General features: G+C 58.4%; 6 protein-coding genes, 2 tRNA genes and 2 pseudogenes. 4 read left to right on the top strand and 6 right to left on the bottom strand.

What is annotated here, in order from left to right:
- Positions 1 to 109: 109 nt before the first annotated feature.
- Positions 110 to 1,447 carry a 30S ribosomal protein S12 methylthiotransferase RimO gene (gene rimO, locus AB4N76_RS20090; RefSeq protein ID WP_046029273.1) on the bottom strand — a complete coding sequence of 446 codons (1,338 nt, stop codon included), beginning with the start codon at positions 1,445 to 1,447 and terminating at the stop codon, positions 110 to 112.
- Positions 1,448 to 1,735: 288 nt separating this feature from the next.
- On the opposite strand from rimO, the gene AB4N76_RS20095 reads away from it, so the two are divergent.
- Complete coding sequence (locus AB4N76_RS20095) at positions 1,736 to 3,637, top strand: potassium transporter Kup (RefSeq protein WP_077430782.1); 1,902 nt, start codon at positions 1,736 to 1,738, stop codon at positions 3,635 to 3,637.
- Between the two features lie 188 nt (positions 3,638 to 3,825).
- Here AB4N76_RS20095 and AB4N76_RS20100 read toward each other — a convergent pair whose 3' ends face one another.
- Positions 3,826 to 4,149 (bottom strand): DUF3077 domain-containing protein, encoded by a 324-nt coding sequence (locus tag AB4N76_RS20100; RefSeq protein ID WP_046029277.1) that lies wholly within the window; start codon positions 4,147 to 4,149, stop codon positions 3,826 to 3,828.
- Positions 4,150 to 4,642: 493 nt separating this feature from the next.
- On the opposite strand from AB4N76_RS20100, the gene AB4N76_RS20105 reads away from it, so the two are divergent.
- The 3 genes from AB4N76_RS20105 to AB4N76_RS20115 all read left to right on the top strand — a co-directional run bounded on the left by AB4N76_RS20105 (position 4,643) and on the right by AB4N76_RS20115 (position 6,775).
- A complete protein-coding gene (locus AB4N76_RS20105) occupies positions 4,643 to 5,410 on the top strand; it encodes a MarR family transcriptional regulator (protein ID WP_460163429.1) in 768 nt (255 codons plus the stop codon).
- 1 nt (position 5,411) lies between these two features.
- Complete coding sequence (locus AB4N76_RS20110) at positions 5,412 to 6,110, top strand: hypothetical protein (RefSeq protein WP_046029280.1); 699 nt, start codon at positions 5,412 to 5,414, stop codon at positions 6,108 to 6,110.
- An 83-nt stretch (positions 6,111 to 6,193) separates the two neighbouring features.
- Positions 6,194 to 6,775: a serine/threonine protein phosphatase gene (locus AB4N76_RS20115; protein ID WP_460163430.1), complete on the top strand. Its 582-nt coding sequence runs from the start codon at positions 6,194 to 6,196 to the stop codon at positions 6,773 to 6,775.
- Between the two features lie 121 nt (positions 6,776 to 6,896).
- Here AB4N76_RS20115 and AB4N76_RS20120 read toward each other — a convergent pair.
- From AB4N76_RS20120 to AB4N76_RS20135, 4 genes and pseudogenes are all read right to left on the bottom strand, one after another.
- A pseudogene (locus AB4N76_RS20120) lies at positions 6,897 to 8,194 on the bottom strand (virulence factor family protein).
- A pseudogene (mprF, locus tag AB4N76_RS20125) lies at positions 8,194 to 10,835 on the bottom strand (bifunctional lysylphosphatidylglycerol flippase/synthetase MprF). The pseudogenes AB4N76_RS20120 and mprF overlap by 1 nt, the downstream one beginning before the upstream one ends.
- Positions 10,836 to 11,112: 277 nt before the next feature.
- Positions 11,113 to 11,189: transfer RNA gene (locus AB4N76_RS20130), tRNA-Met, on the bottom strand.
- Positions 11,190 to 11,431: 242 nt separating this feature from the next.
- Positions 11,432 to 11,508 (bottom strand) — tRNA-Met (locus AB4N76_RS20135).
- Between the last annotated feature and the right edge of the window lie 286 nt (positions 11,509 to 11,794).

Below are 11,794 nucleotides of genomic sequence, written 5' to 3' on the forward strand. Positions count from 1 at the left end.
CGGATGCCTTATGTGCGTGGAGGGTGCGAGTCCTTTCTCCCACAAAACGATAGACGTAAAAAAGCCCCGCATCTCGTCAAGAGAGCAGGGCTTTTCGTATTTTTTGCGTTTAGATCTGTTCAGCCCACAGGTCGTATTCGTCGGCGTCGGTCACTTTGCACCAGACTTTATCGCCTGGCTTGAGGTTGCTGCCGTTGTCGATGAACACGTTGCCGTCGATTTCCGGGGCATCGAAGAAGCAGCGGCCAACCGCGCCTTGCTCGTCGACTTCGTCGACCAGCACTTCGATTTCGCGGCCGATGCGCATTTGCAGGCGCGCCGAGCTGATCGCTTGTTGGTGCGCCATGAAGCGGTCCCAACGGTCCTGCTTGACGTCGTCCGGAACGATGTCCAGGTCCAGGTCATTGGCGGGCGCACCTTCAACCGGCGAGTACTGGAAGCAGCCGACGCGGTCGAGCTGAGCTTCGGTCAGCCAGTTCAACAGGTACTGGAAGTCTTCTTCGGTTTCGCCAGGGAAGCCGACGATGAAGGTCGAACGGATGATCAGGTCCGGGCAGATCTCGCGCCAGTTCTTGATGCGCGCCAGGGTCTTGTCTTCGAACGCCGGGCGTTTCATCGACTTCAACACTTTCGGGCTGGCGTGCTGGAACGGGATGTCCAGGTACGGCAGGATTTTGCCGGCGGCCATCAATGGAATCAGCTCGTCGACGTGCGGGTACGGGTAAACGTAGTGCAGGCGAACCCAGACGCCCAGCGTGCTCAGGGCTTCGCAGAGTTCGGTCATGCGGGTTTTCACCGGCGCGCCGTTCCAGAAACCGGTGCGGTACTTGACGTCGACGCCGTAGGCACTGGTGTCTTGCGAGATCACCAACAGCTCTTTGACGCCGGCCTTGACCAGGCGCTGGGCTTCGTCGAGCACGTCACCGACCGGACGGCTGACCAGTTTGCCGCGCATCGAGGGGATGATGCAGAAGCTGCAGCTGTGGTTGCAGCCTTCGGAAATCTTCAGGTAGGCGTAGTGGCGCGGGGTCAGTTTGATCCCTTGTGGCGGCACCAGGTCGATCAACGGGTTGTGGTCCTGGCGCGGCGGCACGACGTCGTGCACGGCGTTGACCACTTGCTCGTACTGCTGCGGACCGGTCACGGCCAGCACGCTCGGGTGCACGTTACGAATGTTGCCTTCTTCGACGCCCATGCAGCCGGTCACGATGACCTTGCCGTTTTCCTTGATGGCTTCGCCGATCACTTCCAGCGATTCTGCCTTGGCCGAGTCGATGAAACCGCAGGTGTTGACCACCACGACGTCAGCGTCCTGATAGGTGGACACAACGTCATAGCCTTCCATGCGCAGCTGGGTAAGGATGCGCTCGGAGTCGACCAGTGCTTTGGGGCAACCCAGGGATACGAAGCCAACCTTTGGATTGGCCGGCGCAGGAGTGGTGGACATGTCTAACCTCGGTATTTGGGACGCCTCCAGCCGAAGACGGCAAGGCGACAGACGGGCGCTTGGTACGCCTCTGGTCAAAAAGTGCGCAATTCTAGCGATGAGTCGCTCACTTGACCAGCTTTATGCAGGGAAATACGACGAGTGCTGCGCTATGCTTCGCGCCGTTAGGCTTTACCGAATTTTTACAGTCAACAAAACGTCTGTAACGTGAAGTAAAACAGCGCATGCTGCACGACAAAGCATAGTGCTTCTTTCAAAGAAGCCGGGTCTGGGAATCAGGAGTGGTGGATGGGTCAGGCAAGTAGTCAGGTGGCGGGCGCCGAGCATTCGGCGGCGAAGCCGATCGGCATGCTGGTCGCGGCGGTCGGAGTGGTTTACGGCGATATCGGCACAAGCCCGCTGTACACCCTCAAAGAAGTGTTTTCCGGTGGCTATGGCGTGCCGGTCAACCATGACGGCGTGTTGGGGATTCTGGCGCTGATCTTCTGGTCGCTGATCTGGGTCGTTTCGATCAAGTACATGATGTTTGTCCTGCGTGCCGACAACCAGGGCGAAGGCGGGATCATGGCCTTGACCGCACTGGCCCGACGGGCGGCGGCGGGGCACCCGAAGTTGCGCACCTTGCTGGTGGTCTGCGGGTTGATCGGTGCGGCGCTGTTCTACGGCGACAGCATGATCACCCCGGCGATTTCCGTCCTCTCGGCCATTGAAGGTCTCGGCTTGGCGTTCGATGGCATTGACCATTGGGTCGTTCCGCTGTCGTTGGTCGTGCTGGTGGCGCTGTTCCTGATCCAGAGCCACGGTACGGCGCGAATCGGCATTCTGTTCGGGCCGATCATGGTCACCTGGTTTGTGGTGCTGGGGGCGCTGGGCGTCTACGGCATCCTGCAACACCCGGAAGTGTTGCAAGCGATGAACCCGATCTGGGGTGTGCGCTTCTTCATCGTGCATCCGGGCATGGGCGTGGCGATCCTCGGCGCGGTCGTGCTGGCACTGACGGGTGCCGAAGCCCTTTACGCCGACATGGGCCACTTCGGTCGCAAGCCGATTGCCCGTGCCTGGTTCATCCTCGTGCTGCCGGCGCTGGTGCTGAACTATTTCGGTCAGGGCGCACTGCTGCTCGGTGACCCGGAAGCCGCGCGTAACCCGTTCTATCTGTTGGCACCGAGTTGGGCGTTGATCCCGTTGGTGGGCTTGTCGACTCTGGCCACGGTGATTGCCTCGCAAGCGGTGATTTCCGGCGCGTTCTCCCTGACCCGTCAGGCGATCCAGCTCGGCTACATTCCGCGCATGCACATCCGCCACACCTCCAGCGCCGAACAAGGCCAGATCTACATCGGCGCGGTGAACTGGGCGCTGATGGTCGGTGTGGTGCTGCTGGTGCTGGGTTTCGAATCTTCCGGTGCCCTGGCCTCGGCCTACGGCGTGGCGGTGACCGGGACGATGTTGATGACCAGCATTCTGGTGTCGGCGGTGATACTGCTGTTGTGGAAATGGCCTCCGGTCCTCGCGGTGCCTGTGCTGCTCGGCTTTGTGCTGGTGGACGGCGTTTACTTCGCCGCCAACGTGCCGAAAATCATTCAGGGCGGGGCCTTCCCGGTGATCGCCGGTATCGCGCTGTTTGTGCTGATGACCACCTGGAAACGCGGCAAGCAATTGCTGGTGGAGCGTATGGACGAAGGCGGGCTACCTCTGCCGATTTTCATCAGCAGTATCGCCGTGCAACCGCCACATCGCGTGCAAGGCACCGCCGTGTTCCTGACCGCTCGCCCGGACGCCGTGCCACACGCGCTGTTGCACAACCTGCTGCATAACCAGGTGCTGCACGAGCAAGTGGTGCTGCTGACCGTGGTCTACGAAGACATCCCGCGCGTACCGCCGACCCGACGCTTCGAAGTCGATTCCTACGGAGAAGGGTTCTTCCGGGTGATCCTGCACTTTGGCTTCGTCGACGAACCGGATGTGCCGCAAGCGCTGAAACTGTGTCACCTCGATGACCTGGACTTCAGCCCGATGCGCACCACCTACTTCCTCAGCCGCGAGACGGTGATTGCCTCCAAGCTGGAAGGCATGGCCCGTTGGCGAGAGGGGTTGTTTGCGTTCATGTTGAAGAATGCCAATGGCAATTTGCGGTTCTTTAATCTGCCGCTGAACCGGGTGATTGAACTGGGTACTCAGGTAGAAATGTAAGCCCAACTAAAAGCCCCCGTTGCCGTGAAGGTGGCGGGGGTTTTTTGTGTCTGGCATTTGATCCCGACCCAATGAAAATCCCTGTGGGAGCGGGCTTGCCCGCGATAGCGGTATGTCTGTCAAATCAATGCTGGATCTGCCGCCGTCATCGCGGGCAAGCCCGCTCCCACAAGGGAATTGCGGTGTTACTAGCTTACGGGACGCTCTTCTTCGGATTCGGTTTTTGTCCGGGCTGGCCGCGGGGTCAGGACCTTCAGCACATCATCAATGACTGCCTTACCCATTGCCGTCAGATAGTGCGCGGCCCAGGCATGCCGGTCGGTGTCTTTTGCGTACGCGGCGTCTTCGCTGAATGATTTGGCGAGAAACAGCAGGTCTGAGGCTTGTGACAATGCAGCAACGATGGGGACGCCAGCGCGGACGTTGAACAACGCCTCATCCTGGCAGTAGATGAGAGGGGTGAAGCCGATAGTCTTTAATTCTGAAATCGCGGAAACATCAATTTTAGTCATGTCTATTCCCTAAGCTTGAGGAGCTGCCACGTTCGTTTCCAAGCGAATGGGTGGCAGCTGTGCGCAGGTTGGAAAACCGGGAGCCTAGGAAACCGGCACGTCCGAAGACGTCCCACGCACAGCCACCATGACACAAGATTGCAGCCGTGAAGGTCTGCGGTCATGTTGGGCACGTTGTTGCTATTCGCTCGTCGGGTTTCCAATCCCGATCGCTGAATGGTCAGCGACGTCCGGAGACTACCCCGTCGAAGAAAAGCGCAACAAGGCATCAAAGTGCCCAAACGCGAGATTCGGAGTTTGCCTACAAGGTCTGCGGGCGTCATCCGATATTGCGACACCTCAAAGTAAACGAAACTAAACGCGGTGAGGGATTTGACAAGTCGCGGGAGATTTCGCGTTGTTGCAAATATCGAAAGGTCTTGACGGCTCAATATTTCCAATGAGACAAGTGTCCACGTTTTATGGAATGTGGACACTTGGAGTTTCTAGCTTCATGAAGAGTCAAGACATTTTGCTTTTGTTCAAGATGGTCAGCCTGCACGCCCAGGAGGAAAACCTCATCGGTAAGATGGAGTCAGAGTCGAATTCGAACACGGTTGAGGAATTGTTGAAGCCCCAGCAGATAAACCGAATGACGGCAGCGGGGCGAGTGGGGCAGCCGCTAGTTACCCACCCCGCTGACGGTGAAGAAACTGTATTCCACCGCCAGGAGTTCGGCTCATCCTTGGGTGATGAGGATGGCTGGGAAGGGTGGTCGGAGTCTGTACCTTCTACGTCGCTGGCGAGCTGGAGTGAAGGCTACTCGTTGCGTGCGTTGTCTGCGTCTCTTGGGCTAAGCAAAAGCGAGATTTCAAACGCTATAGCCAGGTGCCGCGAGTCCGGATTGCTCACCAATGACTACGACACCGGGCTCCCGAAAGTTAATCGGCGAGAGCTGCTGAAAATTACCGAGCACGCTCTGAAGTACTTTTTCCCCGTGAAACCGGGCGCGATGGTTCGCGGTATTCCAACAGGCTTCGCTGCCCCCGCGCTGTCCAAAAGCATCAAGAGCGCTGGCGGGCTGATTCCGGTTTGGCCTGATGCGCTCGGAACTGAGCGTGGCCAGGCGATAGAGCCGCTCTACAAGACAGTGCCGGAAGCGGTGAAGCGAGACAGGATTCTTTATCACTATCTTGCTCTTGCTGATGCGATCCGTCTGGGTGGTCCGCGAGAGTGTGGTGTGGCGATTAACATTCTAAAAGCAGGGATGGGGTTGAAATAACATGTCATCAAACGCCGATCACAACTACGAGCTCATAGAATTTGTTGCAGACGGCTTGGGGGAGGCGTTTCTCGCTGAGGTTGCTTTTGTCGGCGGTTGCACCACAGCCATGCTGGTCACTGATACTGCTGTGCTCGACGACATTCGTTTCACTGATGATGTTGACTTGGTGATCGAGCTGGCGGGCATTAGCGCCTGGCAACACCTCATAGAGCGGCTGGCAGCCAAGAACTTCAAGATCACCGGTGAGGATGAAGTCAACTGTCGTTTCCGCTTCAACGACGTCGTCGTTGATGTAATGCCTTCTGACCCCGCTGTTCTCGGATATGCCAACCGTTGGTTCGTGGAGGGGCTGGCGAAGGCCGATAAATTTACGTTGCCCAGTGGTACCGTCATCCAGATATTTAAACCGACCTACTTCCTTGCGACGAAACTAGAGGCTTTTAGTGGTCGCGGTGAGGGCGACCCTTACCACAAAGACGTCGAAGACATCATCATCTTGATTGATGGTCGTACAGAGCTTTTGGAGGAAGTTCGCCAAACTGAGTCTGAGCTCAAGGAATTCATCACGACTGGAATTCGAGAACTCATGGTGCTCAGTGGTATCGACTATGTGATTGAAAGTTCGGGCTCGGTGCAGGCCAATCCGGATAGAGGTCGAATCATTTACATGCGCATGAAAGACCTGAGCAACGCATGAGATACATCACCAGATCGGTGATAGGGCGGACCAGGAAAGCCAATCATGACTCTGCAGGCGCTCTCTGCGACGGTGGCAGAGGGTTGTTCGTCATTACGGACGGTACGTCGAAGCCCGGCAGTGGCCAACTGGCTGAATGCTTCGTAAAAGGTGTTTTAGCGGCCTACCCGAAACACATGGATCGAGGGGGCGATATCACCGAGCACGGAGCAGTTGAGCAGTTACTTCGTTCAGTGCTGGCCGAGCTTCACCCCACTTTGTTTGCGGACCAGACAGGGACCACGTGTTACCTGATCGGTTTTGCTGCTCATGGGAAGCTCACGCTTGCGTATGAGGGTGACTGTTCGTGCGGTGTAGTGACAGCAGGCACAATCGAGTGGATTACGCCGCCCCACTGCAAGGCCAATTGGAGGCGCGACCGTTCGCACCATGAGTTAGCGAAAGATCCTGCTCGAAACCGGGTAACCCGATGCCTGAAGGTTAATCGTGCTCCGGACCCTGACTTCGTTTTTTACCCATTGGCCGTCGGTGAGCGACTGATGTTCGTAACCGATGGCTTCTGGGCGGAGTTAACGGAGTCGCAACAAAGCAGCTTGCTGGCAGCACCGGGTAGTGAATTTGTCGCTGTTGAAGATGACGTAACGTGGATAGATGTTCAGCTTTAGCCTTGGAAACACAGATCATCGACATAAAGTCCGGCTAGCTGGAAGCGCTTCAAGTTTGTACATGTAAAAAAGCCCTCGCAACCAAACAACTGCGGGGGCTTTTTTGTGCGCTGCGCTCAGATCACTCCTGCGCCGTCGCCTCTTCCTTGGCTTGCCGCTTCTCGATGATGTCCACCAGGCGCTGGGCCAGCGCCGGGTAGTTCTCGTCGAAGTGGTGGCCGCCAGGCAGTTTGATCGCTTCACCCACGGCGCTCTTGTCGGTGCAGCCGCTTTCGTCGACTTCTTCTTCACCGTAGATGCACACCACTTTTTCCGGTGGCAGCTTGGCCATTTCCGGGCCGGTGGCGGCTTCTTTGCCGGCGTTGCCGAGCCAGCCTTCAACTTCGATTTCGAAGCTGCCGGTGCGGGCGAAGGCCAGAAGGATGATGGCGTCGACGCGTTGTTGTTCCGATTCGGCCAGGCGGTTGTAGATTGCCGGCAGCACATCAGCGCCGAACGAATAACCGGTCAGGATGAAGCGTTTGGTGCCCCATTTCTGCCGGTAGTGCTGCATCAGTTCGGCGAGGTCCAGGGCGCTTTGCTCCGGGCTCTTGTGTTGCCAGTAGTAGCGCAGGGTATCGATGCCGACCACCGGGTAACCGATCTTGGCCATTTCGCCCGCGACATCACGGTCCAGGTCGCGCCAACCGCCGTCACCGGAGAGGAACAGGGTGACGGTGTCCTTGGCTTGACCGGCTGGCACTTCGACCACTGGAATTTGCAGGCCGCCGGCGGCTTTGTCGCCACCCACGAGGATTTTGCGCAGTTCGTTGTTCAGCACTTGCGGCAGGTTGATGTCGTAGTCGCTGATGCTGGTTTCGGCGTTGGGTTGGTCGCGCACGAAGCCGGCACTGGTGTCGTCCGGGTTATCGTTCCACGCCACCAGCCAGTGGCCATGGGCAGCACTTTTGGCAGCAGGTGCGTGCAGCCTGGTTTTTCCAGCGCCAGGTCGACGGAAACGGCCTGGGTCAGGTCATTCTTCTGCTCGGACAACCAGCGCCAGGCCAGCACGGCGCCAGGGCCGATGCCGCTGACCAGGGTTGCCGGGCCTTTGAGTTCGCGCAGGCCCGATTGCAGGGCGCGGCTTTGCAGCAGGCAGTCTTTAGGCAGGATCACTTGAACAATCTGCGCCGAACCGGAACGGCTCAGGGTCATCAGTTGTTGGTCGCTGAGCTTCTGGTCTTCATTGACCGCTACCAGCACCTGAGCCTTCGGCGTGGTGCCGGGAATCACGCGGGTCATCGCCGCGCCATTGGCGGGCGTCAGCTGTTCGAGCGTCGGTGCCGGTGCCGGGCGTTTCAGGTACCAGTAGCCGCCACCGACAATCAGGGCCAGCACTACCAGTGTGGCCAGTACGTACCGCAAGGAGCGTTGAATCATCAGCGTTTCACCAATCCAGTCAAGCCGCCCGCAATCAGGGCAGCAGTATCGGCCAGGGCAACCAGCGGATCGAGTCCGGCGGGCACGGCCATATAACGGGGTTCCCAGTCAGGCTGGAACTTGTCTTTGAAGCGGCGCAAGCCTTGGAAGTTGTAGAGCTGCTCACCACGGCGGAATACCATCGAGCCCAGACGCTGGGTCAGGGGGCGCCACGACGGGGTTGCAACCCCGACAACGGCACCATGCCCAGGCTGAAACGCGCGTATCCATGATTTTTATAATGTTGTATCAGGCCGACCATCATGAACTCCATGGTCAGCTTGGGGGCGTCCGGGTGCGCGCGCATCAGGTCGAGACTGGCCAGGTCATGGCCGTATGTTTCGAGCAGGTTGGCGAACGCGACCGGGCGACCTTCAAAACGGATCACCGCAATGCGGAAGTGCTTGAGGTAATCATCACTGAAGCGACCCAGGGAGAAGCCTTTCTCGCGGACATTCTTACCGGTCAGCCAGGCATCGGAAATCACCTTGAGCTCATCCATCGGCGCCTGGCCCGGCTCATGGATTTCCAGTGACAGACCATCACGAGTGCCACGGTTCCAGGTGTAGCGCAGGTCTTTCATCTCTTTGCCCTTGGCTTCGAGATCAAAGCGATGCAGATCGACCCGGGCTTCTTCGCCGAGCTTGATCGCAGTCAAGCCGATGTCCATGTAGTACGGCAGGTTCTCGGCACGCACTTGATAGAACACAGGACGGGCGTGATGGACGTCGCAGAGGTCGCGGAACTGCCAGATCATTTCCGCCCGTTGTTGCGTCGGGCCGATTGGGTCGTACAACGCCACCAGGCTGCGCCCACGGCGTGCGTACATCAGAAACGCCTCGTCGTTAGGGTGGAACAGCAGCGCCTTGTCACCGGTCAAGGCCAGGCCCCCATCCGGCTGGGCGGACGCCATGAGGATCTTGTGCGCGCGCTCCAGTTCATCGGGCGCCGGCAAATGGATGACCGGGCGGGCGGTGCGCAGCAACCATGTCAGCGATACCACCACCAGCAACACTGCGGCGCCCAGCAACGAGCGCAAGCCACGCGGCGCATCGGCATCAAGGGTGAACTGCCACCAGAGTTGATGGCTGTACGGAACGTCTTGATACGCAAACAGCAGCAACCAGATCGAGGCACCCAGAACGCACAGGCTAGACACCAGATACAGCGGCGAAAACGGCAGTTCGGTGAGGCGGCTCGGGCGATAGAACGAGCGGCGGAATACCCCCAGCAGGCTGGCAATGAGGGTCATCAGGCAGGCTTCTTCCCAGTCAAACCCCTTGAGCAGCGAGAGCAGGGCGCCGACCAGCAGCAAAATGGTGGTCAGCATCCAGGCCGCAGACAGGCGCCGACGCAGCCCTTGAGCCAGCAGCAGGCACAGCACGCCGATCAGGCTGGCACCGAAGTGCGAGGCATCGACCAGGCGATGCGGGATCAGAAAGCCGATGTGTTCCAGGCGGGTGTCGATTTCCGGGGTCACGCCGGAAAACAGCAACACCACACCGGACAGAAACACCAGTACCGCCAGAATCGGTGCCGCGAGGCCGGACGCCGCGCGCAGGGACTGGCGCGTCTGAAACAGGCGCTGGCCTTCGTTGATAAGCAAGAATACGCAGGCCACCAGCAAGGGCAAAATCACATAAATCAGCCGATACAACAGCAGGGCGGCCGCCAGTGGTGCGGCGCCGAGGGTGTCGGCGAACGCGGCCAGCAGGATCGCTTCGAATACACCGACGCCGCCCGGCACGTGGCTGAGCACGCCTGCGGCCAATGCCAGTAAGTACACCAGCAGGAAGGCGCCGAAGGGCGGTGCCTCTGGCAGCAACAGATAAAGCACGGTCGCGGCGGCAGCCACGTCCAGGGCGGTAATGATCAGTTGCAGGAAAGTCAGGCGGCGCCCGGGCAGGCGCAAGGTGCGGCGGCCGACTTTGACCAACAGGTTGTCCGACGAAGGTTGATCCGGCAGGCGACGGCGGTAGATGCCGATGGCCAGCACGCTGAAGAGCAGCAGAACCGCCGCGGCGATCGCGCCGAGCAATGTTTCGGATAGACCCAGGGCTGCAGAGGCGGCAGGCAGGTCGCTGAGGGTTGCCAGCGCGGCCAGTGGCGGCAGGGCGCACCCGAGCGACAGGCTGGCAAACAGTGTCATGTGGGCGACTTCAGAAGCCCCCAGGCCATGACGTGCATATAAGCGGTAACGAACCGAGCCCCCCGAAAGCATCGACAGGCCAATGGCGTTACCGATGGCGAATGCAGTGAAACCGCCGAGTGCCAGGATTCGCGGCGCCAGCGTCACACCCGCATAGCGGCTGGCCGACCACTCGTAACCCAGCAATATGATGAAACCAACGACGGTCGCACCCAATGCGCCCAGCAGCGCCGGTTTCGGTACTTCCAGGATCGAGTCGTGCAAAGCGTACAGATCAAGTTCGCTCAACAGGTGACGGCAGGCAATCAGCGCGATCGCGAACAGCAGCAGAGTAACCGCCAGGCCAATGGGCTGACGATACTTGCTGACCAGATCAAGCAGGTGCAAACGCCCGGCCTTGATCGGTTGTGTCGCTGTGACGGTGTCCTGTGGATCAGACGAGTTGGCGCGCATCAATCACCTCTTGGATTGTGCGCGACAGGATGGAGGTATCGAGCCAAGTTACCAATCCCTGTAGAAAAAAATAATCACGAATATTAACGCCTCTCACCGGGTTCCGGCGATGGCGCATCATGCGTCGTAGAGGGGCTGCCTGCGTTCCAGCATAGTCTGAACTGGGCAGTTTGATGATCCCCGACGCTTCACGACACTGTGACAGATCATTGTTGCGAAAGGACTTTTTCGGCGGATACAAAAAAGGCCACTCTTTCGAGTAGCCTTTTTTGATGTTTGGTTGCGGGAGCCGGATTTGAACCGACGACCTTCGGGTTATGAGCCCGACGAGCTACCAGACTGCTCCATCCCGCGTCTGTGTTGCGGCATTCTACAGGCGAACGGCGAGGTGTCAACCGTTAATCCCAAGAAGGGTTAAATAAGTATAGAAGAGCGGCGAACGGTCGCAGGGGAGAGCTAAGTTTCGGAATCAGAACGATTTCTCATTTTGGGCAGCATCAGCCTAAATGTCCCTTCCTTCGCCCTGACTACCACTAGGAGTACAAAACGAGCAGGCACAAAAAAGGCCACTCTTTCGAGTAGCCTTTTTTGATGTTTGGTTGCGGGAGCCGGATTTGAACCGACGACCTTCGGGTTATGAGCCCGACGAGCTACCAGACTGCTCCATCCCGCGTCTGTGTGTCGGCATTCTACAGAGGATCGCCGGGGTGTCAACCTGCAATTCCGGAAAAACCTCTTCCTGTTCAACCGCTTAGCTTGTAAATGGGGTTTGGCGATCGTCTGTAAGGCAGGCGTGGCAAGGCTTTCAGCTCTATTGGTGGGGTGCGTTCGATTGATAAAATAAATGCAAAGCGCACTTTCCTACGTGCGGAAAAGAACATTCAGACTACTGGTGCTATATACAGGTGTCAGTGAGATACTGCTTATCCGACTGGCCAACGTCCCATTTCTTCGTCATG

It is taken from the genome of Pseudomonas sp. S2_F03 (assembly GCF_054668335.1).

What these genes read in the sequence shown, in the direction of transcription:
- rimO (WP_046029273.1), bottom strand. Translation starts at nt 1,447, where the DNA reads ATGTCCACCACTCCTGCGCCGGCCAATCCAAAGGTTGGCTTCGTATCC.
- AB4N76_RS20095 (WP_077430782.1), top strand. Translation starts at nt 1,736, where the DNA reads ATGGGTCAGGCAAGTAGTCAGGTGGCGGGCGCCGAGCATTCGGCGGCG.
- AB4N76_RS20100 (WP_046029277.1), bottom strand. Translation starts at nt 4,149, where the DNA reads ATGACTAAAATTGATGTTTCCGCGATTTCAGAATTAAAGACTATCGGC.
- AB4N76_RS20105 (WP_460163429.1), top strand. Translation starts at nt 4,643, where the DNA reads ATGAAGAGTCAAGACATTTTGCTTTTGTTCAAGATGGTCAGCCTGCAC.
- AB4N76_RS20110 (WP_046029280.1), top strand. Translation starts at nt 5,412, where the DNA reads ATGTCATCAAACGCCGATCACAACTACGAGCTCATAGAATTTGTTGCA.